The sequence below is a fragment of the Leptospira johnsonii genome, from assembly GCF_003112675.1.
Lineage (GTDB): Bacteria > Spirochaetota > Leptospiria > Leptospirales > Leptospiraceae > Leptospira_B > Leptospira_B johnsonii.
This window is the reverse complement of record NZ_BFAY01000011.1, coordinates 60,620-80,543: the sequence shown is the minus strand read 5'-3', so window position 1 is coordinate 80,543 and position 19,924 is coordinate 60,620. Positions and strand designations below refer to the sequence as shown.

20 protein-coding genes are annotated in these 19,924 nt (G+C 41.2%); 15 read left to right on the top strand and 5 right to left on the bottom strand.

Annotation, left to right across the window (positions count from 1 at the left end):
- Positions 1-23: 23 nt before the first annotated feature.
- The 5 genes from LPTSP_RS09175 (at position 24) to LPTSP_RS09155 (ending at position 4,323) form a co-directional block, all read left to right on the top strand.
- Complete coding sequence (locus tag LPTSP_RS09175) at positions 24-926, top strand: lysophospholipid acyltransferase family protein (RefSeq protein WP_100770151.1); 903 nt, start codon at positions 24-26, stop codon at positions 924-926.
- Between the two features lie 2 nt (positions 927-928).
- Positions 929-2,098: a helix-turn-helix domain-containing protein gene (locus LPTSP_RS09170; protein ID WP_108928505.1), complete on the top strand. Its 1,170-nt coding sequence runs from the start codon at positions 929-931 to the stop codon at positions 2,096-2,098.
- A 91-nt stretch (positions 2,099-2,189) separates the two neighbouring features.
- Entirely contained in the window at positions 2,190-3,074 is an 885-nt protein-coding gene (locus tag LPTSP_RS09165) for a YHYH protein (protein WP_108928504.1), read from the top strand.
- Positions 3,075-3,086: 12 nt separating this feature from the next.
- Complete coding sequence (locus tag LPTSP_RS09160; RefSeq protein WP_108929852.1) at positions 3,087-3,638, top strand: toxin-antitoxin system YwqK family antitoxin; 552 nt, start codon at positions 3,087-3,089, stop codon at positions 3,636-3,638.
- Entirely contained in the window at positions 3,616-4,323 is a 708-nt protein-coding gene (locus LPTSP_RS09155; RefSeq protein ID WP_108928503.1) for an SCO family protein, read from the top strand. Before LPTSP_RS09160 ends, LPTSP_RS09155 begins: the two co-directional genes overlap by 23 nt.
- 29 nt (positions 4,324-4,352) lie before the next feature.
- Here the strand turns inward: LPTSP_RS09155 and LPTSP_RS09150 are convergent, their stop codons facing one another.
- Positions 4,353-5,201, bottom strand: a complete 849-nt coding sequence (locus LPTSP_RS09150) for an endonuclease/exonuclease/phosphatase family protein (RefSeq protein ID WP_245915532.1) — start codon at positions 5,199-5,201, stop codon at positions 4,353-4,355.
- Positions 5,202-5,514: 313 nt separating this feature from the next.
- Between LPTSP_RS09150 and LPTSP_RS09145 the strand changes: the two genes are divergently transcribed.
- From LPTSP_RS09145 to LPTSP_RS09105, 9 genes are all read left to right on the top strand, one after another.
- On the top strand, positions 5,515-6,021 hold the full coding sequence (locus LPTSP_RS09145) for a cytochrome c3 family protein (RefSeq protein ID WP_008594443.1): 507 nt from the start codon (positions 5,515-5,517) through the stop codon (positions 6,019-6,021).
- 19 nt (positions 6,022-6,040) lie between these two features.
- Entirely contained in the window at positions 6,041-9,103 is a 3,063-nt protein-coding gene (locus tag LPTSP_RS09140; protein WP_108928501.1) for a TAT-variant-translocated molybdopterin oxidoreductase, read from the top strand.
- 26 nt (positions 9,104-9,129) lie between these two features.
- Entirely contained in the window at positions 9,130-10,497 is a 1,368-nt protein-coding gene (nrfD, locus tag LPTSP_RS09135; protein WP_024863936.1) for an NrfD/PsrC family molybdoenzyme membrane anchor subunit, read from the top strand.
- Positions 10,497-11,048 (top strand): DUF3341 domain-containing protein, encoded by a 552-nt coding sequence (locus tag LPTSP_RS09130; protein WP_108928500.1) that lies wholly within the window; start codon positions 10,497-10,499, stop codon positions 11,046-11,048. Before nrfD ends, LPTSP_RS09130 begins: the two co-directional genes overlap by 1 nt.
- Positions 11,049-11,058: 10 nt before the next feature.
- Positions 11,059-11,655: a c-type cytochrome gene (locus LPTSP_RS09125; RefSeq protein WP_108928499.1), complete on the top strand. Its 597-nt coding sequence runs from the start codon at positions 11,059-11,061 to the stop codon at positions 11,653-11,655.
- Positions 11,655-12,878, top strand: coding sequence for a hypothetical protein (locus LPTSP_RS09120; protein ID WP_108928498.1), 1,224 nt, complete (start codon positions 11,655-11,657; stop codon positions 12,876-12,878). The genes LPTSP_RS09125 and LPTSP_RS09120 overlap by 1 nt, the downstream gene beginning before the upstream one ends.
- An 11-nt stretch (positions 12,879-12,889) precedes the next feature.
- Entirely contained in the window at positions 12,890-13,414 is a 525-nt protein-coding gene (locus LPTSP_RS09115; protein WP_108928497.1) for an Lsa16 family lipoprotein adhesin, read from the top strand.
- 95 nt (positions 13,415-13,509) lie between these two features.
- On the top strand, positions 13,510-13,923 hold the full coding sequence (locus LPTSP_RS09110; RefSeq protein WP_108928496.1) for a hypothetical protein: 414 nt from the start codon (positions 13,510-13,512) through the stop codon (positions 13,921-13,923).
- Positions 13,924-13,991: 68 nt separating this feature from the next.
- Positions 13,992-14,804 (top strand): Lp29 family lipoprotein, encoded by an 813-nt coding sequence (locus LPTSP_RS09105; RefSeq protein ID WP_108928495.1) that lies wholly within the window; start codon positions 13,992-13,994, stop codon positions 14,802-14,804.
- A gap of 41 nt (positions 14,805-14,845) precedes the next feature.
- On the opposite strand, the gene LPTSP_RS09100 is transcribed toward LPTSP_RS09105, so the two are convergent.
- A complete protein-coding gene (locus LPTSP_RS09100; protein ID WP_108928494.1) occupies positions 14,846-15,145 on the bottom strand; it encodes a hypothetical protein in 300 nt (99 codons plus the stop codon).
- A gap of 369 nt (positions 15,146-15,514) precedes the next feature.
- Between LPTSP_RS09100 and LPTSP_RS09095 the strand changes: the two genes are divergently transcribed.
- Positions 15,515-16,660, top strand: coding sequence for a DUF1577 domain-containing protein (locus LPTSP_RS09095; RefSeq protein ID WP_108928493.1), 1,146 nt, complete (start codon positions 15,515-15,517; stop codon positions 16,658-16,660).
- Between the two features lies 1 nt (position 16,661).
- Here LPTSP_RS09095 and LPTSP_RS09090 read toward each other — a convergent pair whose 3' ends face one another.
- Genes LPTSP_RS09090 through LPTSP_RS09080 form a run of 3 tightly spaced genes read right to left on the bottom strand, consistent with a single transcriptional unit; the run spans position 16,662 to position 19,856 of the window.
- The gene (locus LPTSP_RS09090; protein WP_108928492.1) at positions 16,662-18,959 is read right to left on the bottom strand and encodes a DNA polymerase domain-containing protein; all 2,298 of its coding nucleotides are present in this window, start codon (positions 18,957-18,959) and stop codon (positions 16,662-16,664) included.
- The gene (locus LPTSP_RS09085; protein WP_108928491.1) at positions 18,956-19,216 is read right to left on the bottom strand and encodes a DUF8156 family protein; all 261 of its coding nucleotides are present in this window, start codon (positions 19,214-19,216) and stop codon (positions 18,956-18,958) included. Before LPTSP_RS09085 ends, LPTSP_RS09090 begins: the two co-directional genes overlap by 4 nt.
- On the bottom strand, positions 19,209-19,856 hold the full coding sequence (locus LPTSP_RS09080) for a hypothetical protein (protein ID WP_108929851.1): 648 nt from the start codon (positions 19,854-19,856) through the stop codon (positions 19,209-19,211). Before LPTSP_RS09080 ends, LPTSP_RS09085 begins: the two co-directional genes overlap by 8 nt.
- Between the last annotated feature and the right edge of the window lie 68 nt (positions 19,857-19,924).

The window sequence follows — 19,924 nt, the reverse complement described above, 5'->3', positions numbered from 1 at the left end:
GAAAAACAAGAATTGGATCTACTTTGGTTCGCTATATTATTCCTTATATCTTTTTATACTTATTTTATCTACCGTTCAGAATTCTACCTTATAGAGCCTGTTTAGTTTACGGAAGATTTTTGGTACGTCTTCTTTATCCACTCGCTAAAAAACATCGTAAGATAGCTTACGATAATATTTCTTATGCATTCCCTGAATATTCGGAAGAAAAGAAGAAGGAACTCGTATGGAAAAGTTTTCTTCATATAGGTGATCTTCTTGCGGGAACTTTATTCGCTCCTCGTTTAAGTCGTAAATGGATGGATAAGTATCTGGTTTATGATGCTGAGTCTCTAGCAATCGAACAAAAAACGATCCAAGATGGAGTAGGAGTTGTTCTGATCTCAGGACATTTTGGGACCTGGGAAATCCTTGTACAATTCATGGGGATCAGAATGAAGGGAGGAGGGATTTATAAAAAAGTCCGAAACCCTTACGTGGATAGACTCATTCATAAATTAAGAAGTAAGAATGGGATCAAATTAGTTTCCACAGAAGAATCCAGCCAAGTTACTAAAATGTTAAAACAAGGATACTGGGTGGGATTCGGTTCCGACCAAAATGCCGGTAAGGTCGGGATCTTTGTGGACTTCTTCAATCGTAAAGCTTCTACTTACCAAGGCCCTGCGTTGATGGCTTATTTGACCGGCGCAAAAATGTTACTCTATTCGGTTTTATGCGGAGAAAAAGGAAAGGTCATGGTCCGAGTTAAAGATCTTGGCTTCGTAGATAAATCCGCATTCTCGGATAGAGAAGCTGCGATCCGTCACTACACTGAAGTTTGGACGAAAGCTTTAGAAGAAGAAGTGAAACTGTATCCTGAGCAATATTTTTGGGTGCATAGAAGATGGAGGACCAAGCCAGGAGACTTTCCGGGTCAAACTTAGTTATGGTTCCTGCGATCCCGATCATCTCGTTTACAATCTGCGTTTTTTCCGCATTTCTGATCTTTACTAAACGGCCAAGATATCCTTTCGATTCTATTTATTCCGTGTTTACGATCTTTCTTGCGGCACCTCATCTAGGACATTTACTTGTTCACAGATTCGAATGGGGGCCTGAGTTTTTAGATTTTACTATTCTATTTCCTTATACCTATGGTCCGTTATTATTATTGTATATTCGAAATTTGACGATGGAAGGTAAAAGTTTTAGAAGATCGGACCTTCTTCATTTTGCTCCTTTTATTATCTTACAATTTATTCTTTTGACTAGGTTTTTCTTCTTCCAAACTCCTGAAGAAGAATTTTATCCTCACGATTGGCATAGGCCGAGTAGGGGATTTCATCCAAACGGCGGATTATTAGTTACTTCCATGCTAGTGTATTCCGTTTGGACATTTCTACTTTTGAACAGACATAGGAAGAATATCGTAAATCATTTTTCTAATATCGACAGTATTAAGGATTTACGATGGATGTATTGGAGTTTAGTATTATTCGTAATTTCTACCTGTGTTCATTTTTTGTTAGAAGGTTTACTGTTTACGGATCTTCCTCCAGAAGCCTACGAACCAAGACTGGTTCGAGGAGCAGCAGTATTAGCGTTCTCCGTGTTTTTCTGTTGGTTCGGGGTTCGACAAACTGTGGTTTACACTCATAGAGAACTGCACGCGTTTCAGTTCCAACAAAAGGGTCCAAAAGAAGATGAGGAAGTGGAAGAAGAACGCAAAAAATACGAAAAGTCCGGATTGAGAGAGGATATGATTCCTGAGTATCTTTCTAAGATCCGGAATTATATGGAATCTGAAAAACCTTATAAAGATTCCGAATTTTCCATCGATCTACTTTCCGAAAATACGGAAGTTCCTAGATTCTATATCACACAAATCTTAAGCGAAACCTTAGAAACAAATTTCTATAATTTTGTGAACGAATATAGGATCAAAGATATCATTTCCGCTTTGGAAAATATTTCGGAAGAACGTCCTAATTTTCTGAGATTGGCCCTTGAGTATGGGTTCAATTCCAAGTCCACTTTTAATACTTCCTTTAAAAAAGTCACAGGAAAGACACCAACTCAGTATCTGGAAGAAATTTCCGAAGTAAGCTCTGCCTAAAATAGCAAAAATATGGTTCGAGCCGATTGGGACGGTCGAATTCATCCAAAAGATTTCGTAAATTAAACTCAATAACAAGTTTGGAGTAGTTATGCTTCGATTACGATGTATTCTATTGACTGCCATCGCAGCTTTTGTTTGGAACTGCGATAGTTCCGGAGGAAGCGACCTGTCTTCGGCCGCGGTTTTATTAGCCGCTTCTCAATGTACACCTACAACCACCACTACAATGCCTACCACCCTTACGGACAATTCCTCCTGTCCTGCAGCAGTGAACAATGCAACCGATGACCTAGGTTTTGGAGGTCCTACCTGCGTAACTAGTATCGCTGCAGAGGCACCTTGCTGGATGAAAACCAGTTTTCATTGTGTAACCGTAACGGTCTCCGGTTCTAATTATGTGATCACTACCAACGATAAGCCGCCTCATAAAAGTGCATATTATTCAGTGGCTTCTGGATATAATGAGGCGATGGACACTGCTGGAGGTTTCCATACAAATCCGAATACCATTATATCTCAGAATATCACCATGACGATCCCGACTACCCCTACCGTTACGGATTGTACCCAATCCAATGCAGGAACAGATTCTGTAGGAATTACAACATTAGGCGTTGTGATCTTTAATAACCAGGCAGCTCCTGGAGATTCTTTTGCTACAGAATATTACACGATGGACCAATCCCAAGGGCACCCTCAGAATACTGGAAAATATCATTATCATACAGAACCTTACAAGATCACTAACGACGATGATAGCATGGTAGGGATCATGTTGGATGGTTTTCCAATCTATGGAAAGAAAAACCAATCTGGTTCTTATCCTACATTGGATTCAACCACTCACACAACTTCTTGTACTCCAACTGAGTTTCCGGATGGAACGTATTGTTATCACGTAGAAAACAATACAGGTTTGAACGGATACATTATTGGAAGTTACTTCAAGGGAACTCCAGGTTCCGTAGACTAATTAGAGGTTTTGTTGAAGTTCTATTTACTCGCGATCTGTTTTCTTCTAGTCGCTTGCGATCCGGTTCGGGTCGCAAGTATTGATCCTTCTATCACTCGAAATGGAAGAGTCGTTTTTTATAGAGGAGAGAAGTTTTACGGACTTTTGGAATCTAAGGCAGAAGAATTGGGAATTGTCCGTGTGACTTCCTATAAGAACGGTTTACCTGATGGAAAAGAGACGGATGTACATTCCAACGGACAAGTTTTGGCAGAAAGAGAATTTTCTGAAGGGAAGAAAGTTGGAACTCATCTAGGTTGGTTCCCCGACGGTAAAAAACGTTTTCATAATGAATACTTGGAAGGGCAGTTCCATGGACCCCAATGGGAATGGAGAAACTCCGGCACATTGTATTCTTATGCAAAATTCGATCATGGAAAAGTGATTGGTAAGAAGATGTGGAGAGAGAACGGGCAGATCTATATGAACTTTGTGATCCACCAGGGACGTGCATATGGAATGACAGGTGGGAAATTATGCAGCCAGATCCGAGGAGATGAAGATGGGAATACGATCCTATTCTAGAATTTTATTCTGTAGTTTGGTTTTGATCTCTATTTTGGTTGGTTGTTCCAAAGATCCAAAAGAAGAATACTCTGAAGAGATTACAGACTTCTCCCTGCCCCAGAAAGACAAACTTCCGTTGTATTATGGAAAGGATCTACAGCCGGTTTGGGAGAGAAAAGACTCGCATAAGCCCAGGGAAATTTCTAAATTTATAATGAAAGATCAGGAGAATCAAGATGTCTCGGAAGGCTCCTGTAAGGGAAAGATTACTGTGGTTTCCTTCTTCTTTACTAAATGTGCCGGGATCTGTCCTACGATCACAAACAATTTGAGTTTGGTGCAGAAGCAATTCGAGGCTGATCCCAGTATCCAAATTTTGTCCTTCTCCGCTACGCCCAATCTAGATTCTCCTCAGGTCCTAAAAGAATATGGATCCAAACGAAAGATCCATTATGAAAAATGGAAACTTCTAACCGGAGATCAAAAGGAGATTTATGCCTTGGCCAGAGATTCCTTTAATGCAGACACAGCTATCCCGAAAGAAGACGCCAAAAAGAAACTGACTGAAAATGATTTCCTTCATTCAGATCATGTATATCTTTTAGATTCTCAACTTAGATTACGTGGGATTTATAACGGCAAGATGAGATCTTCTATCCAAGAATTGAATTCAGATATAGAAGTTTTGAAACGAGAACTTTGATTCTGGGTGTTTAAGATAATCTGAGACGATCATCTCTCTAATAGTAGGTCCGCACTCACCGGGCAATGGTCAGAAAGGCCTTTTTCCGCACTTGGATTTCCATCAAAATTACCATCGTCGGTCTCAAACTTGGTTTGGACAAAACTTCCCTGTTGCCATTCCATATTCGTGATCAGATAATCGATAAAGCCGTCGTTATGCTGCCAGCAGTCTGATTTTTGTTTATAATTCGCAATCTTAAGTTTTAGATTTCTTTGTAGGATTTTCCAGAGATCTACTCTTCTTTCCAAAACCTCATTAAAATCTCCTAATAGAACAAATTTGCCTAGGGACGGTAGGATTTCCTTCAGCGCAAGTATCTGTTCCTTTCTTTCCTTCTTATCTTTGGGAGAATGGCCTGCTTTTAAATGAACTACTATTACGGAAACTTTCTTACCGTCGAAATTGAACTCTGCAAGTAACCCTTTTCTGAGTCCTGGGCGAAGAGAAAGTTGTTCCAATTCTCTGATAATCGGGCTACCCAGTTCCTTTTTCCAGCAAAGCCCTAATTCTTGGGAATAGCCCGGAGTAACCGTTGCCTTGCAATCATATTCATTTATTATAATATGATGAAGTGCCGTTTCGTTTTCAATTTCTTGGAATCCGATTACGTCCGGATGATTATGGAGAATTATCTTTTTGATCTTAGAAAAATCTTCTTCCGTTCTATGTTTTCTATCTTTCGGAAATTTATGAGAGTCTCCAATCTCATCATATAAAAAGTACGAATTGAAGCTTGTTACTTTGAGTTTTTTTATAGGACCTTTCGCGATAATGGAGATTGTTATTAGGAAAGCGAAGGGAATTCCCAGAAATCGGATCAGTGCGCAGTGCATCATTCTTTCCAAATTAGATTTTTGAATTCATATTTTAGAGAAGTGAGAAAGTAAAATCCAGGAATTTTCTTAAAGTTAAGAACGATCGTTCTGATCATATCTATCATAAACTTAGGTTTTGTATTCGAGATCTTTTATCTTCTAAAATAGACCTTCTTAAGTATAAATAGTATCCATTTAATTGATACTTAGTCTCAAAGAAAAATGCAAGAAATCGCCAAACCGATCGCGTTTTTAGGCGTTTACTTGCAATTTTAACCGAAGACAAAATCCTTGTTCCCAAACCTTATTTTGGAACCCACGGGACTTCTCACGAATGAATAAGAAAGCTTTGAAACTTTCGGTTCCGCTTATTGCTATTGCAGCAGTGGCTTACCTGATTTTTTCTCCCTCCAAATATGTAGGCTACTCTCCGGATCAGCCTATACCTTTTAACCACAAGATTCACGCAGGTGATAATAAGATAGACTGTCGTTATTGTCACACTGGTGTAGAAACAAGCGCGCACGCAACGGTTCCGAATACTTCTACTTGTATGAACTGTCACTCGCTTGTTGCAAAGAACAGCCCAGATATTAAATTTTTGAGCGAAAGTTACTCGAACAAGAAGCCGATCGAGTGGGTGAAAATCCACGACTTGCCGGATCACGTTCAGTTCAATCACTCTCGCCATATCTCAAGAGGCGTGGATTGTTCTCAATGCCATGGCAATGTAGCTGAAATGGTCAAGGTCAAGCAGGTAGCATCCCTGAATATGGGATACTGTATCAACTGCCACCGGGAGAACAATGCTCCTACCGACTGTTCCACCTGTCACAGATAATCAGGAGATAGCATAACAGATGGATAAAAAGAATTTCCAGAAAGAAAAGAAAGCTCACTGGCTCTCCCTCGAACTGAAAGATAACGAAAAAGAAACGAAGGATCTAGCGCGCTCTGAATTTTTCACTTCTCCGGATCCAGTCATCGCAAGGATTAAGTCCGGTGAGTTCGATCGTAAGACCTTCCTTAAATTGATGGGCGCGGGAGTCGCTATGACTTCCTTAAACTGCGTTCGCAAGCCTGTCGAAAAAATCGTTCCATATGTGGATCTGAAAACCGACGAAGGTACTTTCGATTTCGTAAAACACGGACAATCTTACTACTACGCAACCGTATTCAACGGAACCGGTTACTTAGTAAGATCTAAAGACGGTCGTCCTCTAAAATTAGAAGGAAACGAAGATCACCCTGTTTCTCAAGGTGCCCTTGGTGCTTCCGGCCAGGCTGCTATCTTTGATCTATATGATCCAGACAGAGCACAAGGTCCTGCTGCAATTTCCGGCGGAAAAGTGGAGAATATCCAATGGGCCGCTTTGGATTCTAAAGTGCAGGAAGCTCTTTCTAAGAATAAAGGTAATACTGTAATCGTAACTAGACCTCTTGATTCTCCTTCCACCAAAGCGATCATCGCTGACTTCTTAAAAGCAGTCGGTGGAGGACAACATTTAGAGATCTCTATCACTTCTCCAGAAGACGCAATCTCCAAAGCTCAAGCTGCTTCCTACGGAAAGGCGCTTGTTCCTAACTATAATTTCGAATTGGCGAACACGATTCTGTCCATCGATTGCGATTTTATGGGTGGATGGTTGTCTCCTGAGGAACACCAAAAGGATTTTGCAAAACGCAGAAATCTAAGAGATGGTGCAAAAGATCTTAACTATTTCATCGCTGCTGAATCCGTTCCGACTATGTCCGGATCTAACGCGGATCTTAGACTTCCGATTCGTCCTGGCGACCAGTCCAAACTGGCACTTGCAATTGCTGCAGGTTTGGGAGAATTGGGAGCAAACACCAAGGACGTTACCGGAGCTTCTACTGTAGAAAGTCTCGCGGGAGAACTTGGCGTTAGCGCAGAAGGTATCCGCAAAACTGCAAAAGCACTTTGGACAAACAAGGGAAGATCTCTTGTGGTTGCTGGTGGTCTAGCTGCTTCTACCAAAGAAGCTGTAGATCTTCAGATCCTAGTAAACTTCTTAAACTCTACTTTAGACAACGACGGTAAGACTGTTGATTACGCTTCTCCTAAAAAAGAAGGTTTGGTGGATTATTCAGGTAACCTAAACAAACTTACTGAAGCATTAAAACAAACTAAAGTAGGAGTTCTATTCCTTTACGATACCAACTTGGTTTACCAAGCGGGAGAATCTTGGAAGGACCTTCTTCATAGAGCTGCTTTGACCGTAAGTATTGCAGACAGAGCGGATGAGACTGCACTTGCTTCCAACTATCTGGCTTCCACTACTCATTTCTTAGAGTCTTGGGGAGATTCAGAAGGAACTAAGGGAATATTCTCCATCCAACAGCCTGCGATCCGTCCTTTATTCAACACTCGTTCTTTCGAGGATAGCTTGATCGCTTTTGCAGGCGGATCTCTAAGCGGAGAAAAATCATTTTACGAATACGTAAAGAACTCTTGGACTAAAAAACTTGGTTCCAAACAGAAATGGGAAGATCTTCTCAGAGTAGGAACTACTGTAAGAGCTAAGGACCGCAGAAAAACTGCAAGTGCTACTCGTGGCTTCAACAAAGGAGCCCTGAAAAAACCTGCAAGTTATCCTGCTGGGATCCGTCTGGCTCTTTATGAGACAAGCTCCATCGGAGACGGTAGAGCGGCTAATAACTCTCTATTACAAGAGCTTCCGGATCCTGTTACTAAGGTTACTTGGGACAACTACGTAGTTATTTCTCCTGCATTAGCAAAAGAAAAAGGAATCCAATCCAACGATGTAGTTTCCGTAAAAACCACGAAAGGTTCTATCGAACTTCCTGCTCAGGTTCAACCTGGAGTGCATAAGGATACGATCGGGATCGCGGTTGGTTACGGAAGAACTGCTGCAGGTAAAGTAGGGAACGAAGTAGGTAAGAACGCTTATGTTCTGGCAGAAGATGGAGTCTTCTCTGGAATTTCCGTAACATCTCTCGAGAAGACCGGAAAAACCTACAAGCTTGCTTGCACCCAGCACCACCACGTATTATCTCCAGGTTTCGGATACGAAGATCGTCCTTTGGTCCAATCTACTTCTTTGGAAGAATGGAAAAAGAATCCAGCTTCCGGAGTTAAAGAATCCGAAATCCCTAAAATCAAAAAAGACGGTAAGATGGTCTATGCAGCCGGAGCAAACCCGGTTCATGAATACCCTGGTTACAAATGGGGTATGGCTATCGATTTGACTGCTTGTACCGGTTGCGGTTCTTGCGTCATCGCTTGCCAAGTAGAGAACAATATTCCGGTAGTAGGAAGAGACGAAGTAAGAGTGGGTCGCGAGATGCATTGGCTTCGTATCGACCGTTACTATATCGGTGATCCTGAAAAACCGGAAGATCTACAGATCGCTCACCAGCCTATGCTATGCCAACAGTGCGATAACGCTCCTTGCGAGACTGTTTGTCCTGTTATGGCTACCGTTCATAGTTCTGAAGGGATCAACGACATGGTTTATAACCGTTGCGTTGGAACTCGTTACTGTTCTAACAACTGTCCTTACAAAGTTCGTCGTTATAACTGGGCTCAACACTGGTATAACGAGACTGGAGCTGAAAAAGGATCCAGAACTCCTAGATATCTTGGACTCAATCCAGATGTTACGGTTCGTGGAAGAGGGGTTATGGAAAAATGTAACTTCTGTTCTTCTCGTATCGCAGAGAAAAAGATCCAGGCCAAAAACGAAGGTCGTACGTTGAAAGACGGAGAACTGAAGACTGCCTGCCAACAAAGTTGTGCGGCCGATGCAATCAGTTTCGGAAACACGAACGATAAGAGTTCTACGGTATCCAAACTCAGTTCGGATCCTAGATCTTTCAGAGTTCTTGAGTATTTAAATGTCGGTCCCCAGGTCGCATATCTGACCAGGGTAAGAGCTTAATCCGGAGTAATTAAAGCGCTATGTCTATACCTAACGCAATCAAAGAAGCCCTGGATATCCAACCCTTAGTCACTGGCGGTAAATCCGTCCGTGACGTTACGGAGGATATCCTCAAGCCGGTAGAAGCTTTCCCCACTTCCTTGTGGTGGAAGGCTTTCATTCTGGCTCTTACCATTACCGTAATCGATTTAGGTATCATCGGATACTTGGTATACGAAGGTCTTTACATCCTCGGGATCAACAATCCTGTTGGTTGGGGATTCTTTATCGTAAACTTCGTATTCTGGATCGGTATCGGTCACGCTGGAACTCTGATCTCTGCGGTTCTTTATCTGTTCCGCCAAGAGTGGAGAACTGGTATTAACCGTGCCGCAGAAGCGATGACCATCTTTGCGGTATTAACTGCTGCATCTACTTTGATCATCCACATAGGACGTCCTTGGATGGGATTCTGGTTATTCCCTTATCCGAATGAAAGAGGACCTCTTTGGGTGAACTTCAGATCTCCTCTGATCTGGGATACTTTCGCGGTTTCCACTTACTTGAGTATCTCTCTTGTTTTCTGGTATATCGGTTTGATCCCGGATATCGCAGCTGTGAGAGATAGAGCGACTACCCCTCTTCGTAGAAAGGTATATGATATTCTTTCCTTCGGATGGGTCGGATCCAATAAAGCATGGTCTCACTTAGAGACTGTTGCGATGATCCTCGCTGCATTGTCTACACCTCTGGTTCTTTCGGTGCATACGATCGTATCCTTCGACTTCGCGGTTTCCATCGTTCCTGGATGGCACACTACGATCTTCCCTCCTTACTTCGTTGCCGGTGCGATCTTCTCCGGATTTGCGATGGTAGTCACCTTAATGGTAATTGCAAGGGAAGTCTTCCAACTGAAAGATTATATCACCATGAAACACTTGGAAAACATGAACAAGGTGATCATGGTTACCGGTTTGATCGTTGGTCTTGCTTACTCCACTGAGTTTTTCATGGCTTGGTATTCCGGAAACGAATACGAAGGATTTACCTTCGTAAACAGAGCGTTCGGACCTTACGGATGGGCATACTTCATCATGTTCAGCTGTAACGTGTTTGCGCCTCAGGTGTTCTGGTCTAAAAAACTTAGAAACAGCATCCCTGTGATGTTCATCGTTTCCATCATCGTAAACATCGGTATGTGGTTCGAACGTTTCGTGATCGTAATGACATTACACGCGGACTTCTTGCCATCCAGCTGGGATAAATACATTCCAACGGTTTACGACTTCATGATGTTACTCGGAACCTTCGGTATCTTCTTCACTATGTTCCTTCTGTTCTGTAGATTACTTCCGGTAATCGCGATCGCAGAAGTGAAAACAGTAATGCCTCATAAAGATGGAGGTCATCATTAATGTATACTCCTAAGAAAGAACAGTTTCATACTTTCGAAGAAACAGAACATGGGGTTTTCGGATTATTCGATACTCCCGCTCAGATCATAGACGCGGCTCAAAAAACAAAAGATAAGGGTTACACCAACTTCGATTGTTTTACTCCGTATCCTGTTCACGGACTGGATGACGCAATGGGTCTTCCTCGCTCCGGACTTCCTTGGGTGACCTTCTTCATGGGACTTTTCGGATGTATCACCGGCTTCTCCATGCAGTATTTAACTCATAAATACGATTGGCCGATCAATATCTCCGGAAAAAGTTTCAACGCTTGGTTCGCGTATATTCCGATCACATTCGAGTTTACAGTGTTCATGGCTGGACTTTCTACAGCTGCAGCTTTGTTCTTCCTGGCTAAACTTCCAAAAACCGGTCGTAAGGTTTTACATCCGGATATCACTACCGACAAATTTGCACTTTGGATCCCATCCAACTCCGCGAATTATTCAGAAGGTTCAGTGACCGACTTTATCAAAGGCCTCGGCTCTAAACATGTCGAGACGGTGAAATAGGAGAATTTTGATGATTTCACTGCAAAGAATTTTTGCTCTTTCTCTCGCGGGCTTGATCCTATGGAACTGCGAGTCTAAGACTCCTCCTATGGAGTATATGCCGGACATGGCCGATTCTCCAGCAAGAGAGGCTCAGGAAGCGGACTCTAATTTTCCGAACAATACTTCCTTACGTTTGCCTCCTTTAGGAGCAGTTCCTCAGGGATATTTCCCGTACGAGTATGCAGGTTGGGCACAATCTCTGGATGCTCTTCCTAATAAGGGACTTGCGAATCCTATCAAAGGAGATCTGGCTACTCTTCAAAAGGGGGAGATCAAATACCAAACGTATTGTAGCCCTTGTCACGGTGTTAGAGGACAAGGAAATGGAACCGTAGTAGGTCCAGCTCCACGTTTGAATATGGCTCAATCCGACGGAAGCCCAATGGCTGCACTTACATCTGCAACCGCTAAAGCTTATTCCGACGGACAGATCTATCATATCATCACCGAAGGAAAAGGAGCTATGAAAAGTTACGCTTCTCAAGTTCCTACCGAGGATCGTTGGAAAATCATATTATATGTTCGTAAATTACAAGAATACGACAACAGAACGGCTGGTAAATAATGGAAGTTAAAGTAGAACAAAACTTAATCAACTTTAAGTTGGATTCCAAAACCAGAAACGCTCTGGTAGGAATGATTCTAGTAGGTTTGGCAAGCATTGGCCTCGCGGCTTTCGGTCTTGGACATCCTGAACTTCGTCATGAAGGCGGTCATTCCAATCCGGCTTGGTCCGTATATCTGGTCGGCGTATTCTTCATTTTGGGAATTACACTTGCAGGGATCTTCTTTACCTCATTGGCACATATCACAGGTGCTCATTGGCCGGTAACTCTTCGCAGAATTTCCGAAACGTATGGACTGTTCGTTCCGGTTGCAGCGGTCCTTCTTCTTATTCTGATCTTGGGAGCTCACGATCTATATGAGTGGACTCACGCAGAAGCGGTAGAAGCTGATAAACTCTTAAAACACAAAAAGCCTCTTTTGAATATCGGGTTCTTCTCCGCAATGGTGGTCGTTTTAGGAGCAGCTTGGTCTACGTTCGGATACTTATTCTATAAGAAATCCGTAACGCAAGACAGTGACAAAGACGTTAAACATACTCAGTTCAATGCAAAGTTAGCCGGAGGATATATCATATTCTTCGCACTTTCCTTCTCCTTAGTTTCCATCATGTTGATCATGTCTCTTACTCCACACTGGTTCTCTACCATGTTCGGAGTTTACTGTTTCGCAGGAGCTTATCAGGCAGGACTTTCTTCTTTCGTGATCATGGCGTATTACCTGAAGAAAAAAGGATTTTTAGGAAATCTGGTTAACGAAAACCATATCCACGACTTAGGAAAATTCATACTTGGTTTCACAGTATTCTGGGCTTATGTTGGTTTCTCTCAGTTTATGTTGATTTGGTATGCCGCTATTCCGGAAGAAACTTTCTTCTATGAGCAAAGGCTTACTGGCGGATGGGAATATCTGACACTGGCATTGCCTGCGATCAAGTTCGCGGTTCCTTTCTTACTCCTATTGAACCGTCCTAACAAAAGAGACATCGATTTCTTATTAAAAGTATCTCTTTGGGTTATCTTTACTCAAGCTACTGAGATTTTCTGGTTAGTATATCCTGCTAATTTCGTAGATTTTTCCTTCGGCGGATACTTGGTATCTTTAGGAGCAGTAGTAGGAGTGATCGGATTATTCGGTCTGGTAGTTCTGAAAAGATTGGAAAAAGCTCCTTTGATCCCGGTAGGAGATCCGAGATTGGAAGACTCTTTACACCATCACCAATAAGGAAAAGGATCATGAAAAAATTAGCATTAAATATTACGATCCTCGGAATTGCAGCTCTCTCATTGGGAGCTTGTTCCAACACCGCTCAAATCGTAGGGAATATCAATTGCCCTACATTAGAAAAAGGTAAATTGGATCCTAAAGTCGGAATTCTTTCCGATGACCAATCCAATCCGGTTCCCGTGGAATTCCTTCCTGTTGGAACAGTAGTAAAAGTTTATGATTACAGAAACCATTACTATATCGCGAAAAAATTGGTTCGTATCAAGACCGAGAAAAACGAAGGTTGGGTGGACCCGGTTTGTTTGGTAGTCGCTCAGAATCCTGACGATTCCGTTTTCAAATGGGCCTATCGTTCCGATTACAAACCTTTCTTGGACAGAGAAGACAGAGACAGATATAATTATAAAAACGATCCTAACGCAGGACCTGATTCAAAAGGAAGATCTGCAGACGGATTCGAATATGATATCTACAAGAACCTTCCCAAAGACAAGGTTCCTCTGGCAGATCTGGCACCTGAGCTGAAAAAGTAAAAGAAAACGTTCTTTTATCCGTTTCAAAATTCACAAAGCCCCCTCCGAATTTGATTCGTTGGGGGATTTTTTTTGCATAAGCGAGTATAGATATTATGAATAAAAAGATACTGATCAGAAAGTTCGCTGCAGGTTTACTCCTTTTGTTTTTTTCCTGTTCTATTATTTTTCACACGATCATCATATCGGGTGCGGTCCCATTTTCCATAGTATGGGGAGGACGATTGGAGACTTGGGAACAGATGGTCGTATTCGAATCGGTTTCTATTCTTCTGAATTCTATCTTTTTAATAGTGATCGCACTCGATTCCGAATTTATCAAACTCCCTATTCCTAAATCGATCGTTCGGATCTCAATTTGGTTCATGGTCGCGATCTTTTCTTTGAATACTTTAGGAAATATATTCTCTATCAATTCAACAGAATCTTTCGTATTTACTCCGGTCACTTTAGTGATCGCTCTATGCAGTTTGGCGTTGGTATTAATCCCTTCAAAAGAAGAAGTTTGAGAATTTAATCCATAAACGAAGTAAATTTTTTACTGGAATCTTCCTGGAAATTCGTTTAGGGTTTCCAAATGCGTTTACTCGTCCTTTCTATCTTACTTTTATTTTTATCCAATGCCTGCGCTTCCAGATATTCTCTTGCCCCAACCGGTGATGTAGGAGTTCCCACAAAACAACTGACTAAAAAATTCAAGATCGCTTATTTAGGGTTTAATACGTTCAAATCCACTAAGTTAAAAAATCCAGATGGGACAGTGGACTTCGAGGCTCTTTCCGATCCATATTCCCGTACGATCAAAGAACCGATTGGAGGTAGTTTTCCTATTCCAGGGGAAAATAAACCGAATGGAATTAGGAAAGATTTAGCTGCGGAGAAGGTTTCGAAATTCGCAAAGTCTTTCTTAGAGGTAACAGGTCCTACTGGGATCAAAGAATTGGAAAAGTTTTTAGAGATCTCAAAAACGGCTGAGAATTACACCTTCTCCTTTAAAAATCTTCCTTATGATTATTATATCATGGGATTACATTATCCTGTTTTTGAAAAAACGAGGCATATAGGCCTGAACTTTGTAACCATCTTTTCCAGTTTATTCAGCGTAGCAACTTTAGGTATTCTACCTTCTTATGAAGCGTATGCAGCCAACACGAAAGTTTTGGTATATGATAAAAACCTAAATCTGATCAAAGAACTAGAATACGATAATAATTACTCTGTATGGAGGGCCTTATGGGTCTCTCCGAATCCTAAGGAATGTGGGATAGGAAGTTTGGAATGTCTCGGAATGTTCAGCCCTACATTGGGTACGAATCCTCCCATGGTATTTGAAGTAAGTTCTCCTAAAATCAGCGCCGACCTTAGCGATTTTATAAATACTTTAAAGTAAGAAAAGACACCCGGGGATAGACAATTCCCCGGGATTCGAAGCTATTTAGCGAGAAGGGATGCTAATAAGGTTTTCTTATCGATAGGAGGATCGAAAATAGAAGCAGAACAAACTTTATAATTTACGGCAGTAGGACAACTTGCCGTTCCTCCGATCTTACAGCCTGACTTCTCACATTTTTTGCGACTTTCAGAAGTGTCCGAGCCTGAATAACTGCAGTAGTCCCTACAATTGGAACTCGATCCGGATGCGCAGATATAACATCCGTCCGCATAAAGATCAAATTTTGAATAAGCGGAAAAGACCAAGAAGAGAAGCTGGACGACGAGTAGTTTTTTCATATATTCCCCAAACTCAAAATTGGATTAATAATTTATTTCCAAAATTAGAGCTAGTCAATCGATTAATTTCGAGAAGTAAATTCTTTAATATGGAATTCGTTCTGTATCAAATGGGATCTATAGATTTACGAAAATACAGATAAAACTCTGTTTTTCGGGGATTTTTCCTTAGTTTTCAAGTTCCCCCGTTTGCGGGATACGTTAGTCGATCCGTGTCCCCTAATGGATAGAATTTGGTAAAAAATTTTTTCCAAAAGAAGTCGATTTTACTTTAAAAAAACGAATAGGAAAGACATTCCAAGAATAAATTGTGAGTCAGTTGATTCCGAAAGAATCAATTCGTTTATTAAAAGAAGTCTTAGTCGGATTATGCAATATTTTGAAAAGAATTCCAGAGCATTAGATTATATCCTTTCCAAAGATCAGAAAAAGCATGTCATTCTGAAATATCTATTAGATCAGGAACTTTCTCTTAAGATCTATCCTTTTGATAAAAAAGCGGTCATCAAAAAGTATTTGGAAGAGGATGAAAAGGTCCTGATCCGTATGCCCGAAGACTGGGAAGAAGCGGGTGAGAAGAAGGTCTCTTTATTCAAGATCCTGGCCAAGTATATAGAAATTGACTGTCAATTTCTTCAACAAGCAGAGAAGGATCTTTATCTACTAAAGGTAGAAAGACTTGCCATCGCAAAATTGAATCGGGAAAGTCCTAGGGTCAACGTTCCTAATGGCAAAACTGTCGTCACGAATCTAATCACACCTAAAACAGTGATTGAAGCGAATATGTTCAATATTCCGACTTTGGTAAAAGTGAATTTAGAAGATTATAAAAACCGTCTGAAAAAGACGAGCTCTGATAATATAGTGATCGAGGCATTTAAACCCGGGTTAGATAGGAAGTTCGAGATCGTTAAACGTTCTCGCAAATCCTTATTGCTGGAAGATACACAAAACGCTAATTCATATTCAGAATCCGGTCCGGATCGTTTGGATTATTCTAAAGAGGTAGACGACGATATTGGGACAATGATCCGGAAATTTAAGGATCAAAAAATTGTTTCGGAACTCATTCGCCCTATCATTTACAAAAACCATTCAGACCAACCGATCCCCATAGGTTATATCTGGATACAAAGTAAGGATAAAAAACTCAGTTCAGATTATTTGACGGAACTGGGAAGACTTTCCGAGGAGGTTGTGGGCCGGATCAAAGAATCGAATACTATCAAAACTACCGAAAAGTTCAGGGTTTTCGATGCTTCTCCCAAAGGACTTAAAGTAAAGATCCATGATCCAAATCTGATAGATACCCTAACTAAGCAGGAAGATTTCATTTTCGATATTCTCTTTAAGATGCAGGCTCCTTTGACTGTTTCAGCAGCGATCCGTTGGTGGGGTAAAGATGAGGACGGAAATTTGACTTTAGGTTTGGAGTTTAAGGGTAAATCGGATCATCCTGGAGAAAGGGACAGGTATATTAAAAATCTAGAGTTAATGCAAAAGGGTGCTCTTTAATTTAAAAGTCGAATTTTCCTTGGGGATCTATGAGAGAATCAAAATCCCTAAAGGATGCAAATTCCGCCCAAACTTCTCTGAAGACCCCAACCAACATTTTTCTATAATATTCATTGTCGAAACCTGTCTTTTTGATCTTGTTCGGATAGAGTTGTAATTCTTCTTCCGGCATGTATCTTCTATCTTTTGTTTTTGATCTTTGGTTCAATACTAAGTATTTTATTTTCTCTCCTGCTTGCACATCCATTCCCAAATCTTTAAGTTTCATCATGGAAAGTGCAGTGGCTCCCATTACTTCGTATTCTTCCAATTCTCTGGAGCTGGATTTGACAAGTAGTAGATTTTCCGGTGAAATATGATTTTGACGGATCATGGAATCGTATTTATGATAGATGGATAAAATTTCGGATTCAGACTCTTTCAGATCTTTGATTGTGACCTTGGTCTTCATCCATTCCAACATTTCACTTTGAGCGCTTGTGATAAAAGAAGGTAGGTCCTTTCTTCTGGCTCCTATTCCTCTACATTTCAATTTTCCGGATTGGAATCTTCCCATATATCTGTTTGCCACAGGCATTTCAGAATCCTGACTGGAAGGGGGAAAAAGTAACCAGGTATAGATCCCGTCCACTTCCATTCTGATCCCGGTCTTCTTCTGTATTTCTAAACACAAAGAATCTAATTCGGAGGAAGTTAAAGAAGAAGAATCGTGGTTTTTAATAAAAATGCTGTCAGTAATCGCGTGAACAAACTCGTAACCGAATTCTTCTGCGGTTTCTTTTGCGAGTAGAAGTTTTTCTCTTCCAAATGCGTTTACACTTTCGTGGCTTTCTAATCTTCCGAATTTTGCATTCCTGTAACCCAAGTATCCGAAAGAAGTGACTAACATCCATTTCAAACTGGCTTGTTTAGCTTCGTAATCTTCTAATTGTTTTCCGGAAGTGATCTTGGATTGCCGCTTGTAATACGCCCTTCTTTCCAATACATGCTCCAAGGCTTCTGAAACAACTCCTTTACGTTTATTGCATATACGATATCCTATGTCCGGGGCCTTTGGAACTGTTTCGTCGGAACTGCAACAAAGGCAGTTTACACATTCGGGAGAAATATTATGCATTGCCATGATGCTTGGATACATTTGCGCAAAATCTAATTGTGCAACGTTCTCCGCTATTTTTCCGTAACTGACATCCGGCTGAAAAACTAATCCTCCCTTGTCTGCTTCCAGTAATTGGAGGGCCGTTTTAGGAGCTTCTACCGCACTTTTTTGCCAAGGAACTAGATAACCTCTTCTTAATGCTACGTCCGTTTCGATATAAGTGAGCGCCTTTCCCGTAGATGCTCTCGCCATTTTTTGCATAGGAAGTCTGGAAAGTCTCGCGAGCTCTACGACTCCCATTAGATCCGCTTCCTTATACACGAAACTGTTTTTAGAATCAATATGCCATCTTCCGAATAAAGGATAAGAAGGTGCCCTGAACACTATATTTCCGTAGGTAAAGTAACTGGTTCCTTTGGTGCTGATATTTCTTCGGATGGGCGTTGTCCTATCCCTGTCCAATGCGGGTAGAAATCCTTGTCTTTGTGATTGGTAGAACAAGTAGGGTAGAATGACCTGGTCTCCATACCGGGTAAGAAGAATGTCCGGATCTTCTTCCCTTAAAAGTATATCTAGTTTTTCTAATAATTTTTTGGGGTTTGTTCCGGACAATTCATGGCAGTCCGTATCCGTTCTTACGATCAAAGGATTATTTTCTAGATTGATCCTGTGACTTTTTTTGAGTTCCAAATACATGATCTTGAATTTGGGGACCTCGTAGTCCATTTCTAGAGGAGAGTCCTCTGTTCTGACATTTACGACTCTTCTCGCTCCAGGATCTTCTGTATAATCGATCTCCATTTTGCATAAAGGAAAGAGACCTTTCTGGAACATATAACTGGTAGGAAGATCTAGATCTGAATGATAGATCTCGAATTTCCCGTATAGAGCGTATAATTTACGGCTGATCTTGGGAAGGATAGAAGGTCTGGTGATTACAATTTTTAGGACCGGAACTGTTTTGTTTTCGTAGAATAGGTTTCTATTTTCATAAACCGGAATGTCTTGGATGGCATCTAATTCGAAAAGGCGTTTTACTAATTTTTTAAGTAGGCCGGCTTCTCCTCTTGCATAGATGATCGGATTAAATTTATCTAAGAAGAGTTGGGGTACACCTTCTTCATTTTTTAACCAAAGATATACCATGTCCTCCGCATGATAAACGTCGAACAGATATCCCTTGGCAGTTTGGAGATTCATTCTTGTTTCCGAAGAGCTTCCGATTCTTTTTTTAATCTAAGTATTTCCTTTTTTAGATCGATCATCATCGTAAGAAGCATGATATCGATCGGATAGGGAGAAGAAGCCATTACTCCTGCCTGCACCTGGAGTTTTGCAGTTCGGATCAATTCGTCAAAAATTTCCTGGTCCGGTTTACGAAGCCCTCTTCTGTATTGTCCAAGACTGGACTCGATATACTGCATTTGCCTAGAATATGGAATAACCGTCCTACCCATAAATAAACTCCTGTTTGGAATTCGGATCCGTTCCGATCTCGTATATAGATTTCGCTTTTCTGATCTTTAGATAAGAATGACCTTCCACCACATTTAATTCCCAAAGATCTTCGGAGAGCTCCACTAACTTGGGAAAAATTTTTTGAAAGTTGGGATGAGTGTATTTTGTGGACTCCACAAGCACGATCGGGATTTGTTTGGAACGCATACGTTCCAATAATAATACCAACTTTTCCAAAAGAAAAAGACCCTCGTCGTCCTGAACATCTCCATCGAAGAATTGTTTGCAGGGAGCTAAGATGAAGTAGATCGTATTTTCTTTTGTAGAAGAATAGATCTCCCATAAGGAGTCCAAGATTTGATAAGGAGTGAATGCTCTCTGCACTAGGATCTTTTCCAAAAGAGCCTCGGGAGATACTCTCCTCTTTCTGGTCTCTTCAGTGATGGTAAACACGTCGAAACGAATGGCGCAGTCCAAATTAAAAACCTGGAATCCGGAAACCGCAAATGCGTATTCCCAACGAAGCGCCAGTTTGTAGATTCCCTGCCTTCCTGTTAAAAGCCCGACATTGTCCCTGCTCCAGCCTAGGACCGGGCGAAACAACTGGTCTTGGAAACCTTCCAGGGGACCTAAATACATATATACTATATAAATGATATGTTGAAATATGTAAAGTGAAATGAAGTGTTGGAATTCCAAAAAGAGGA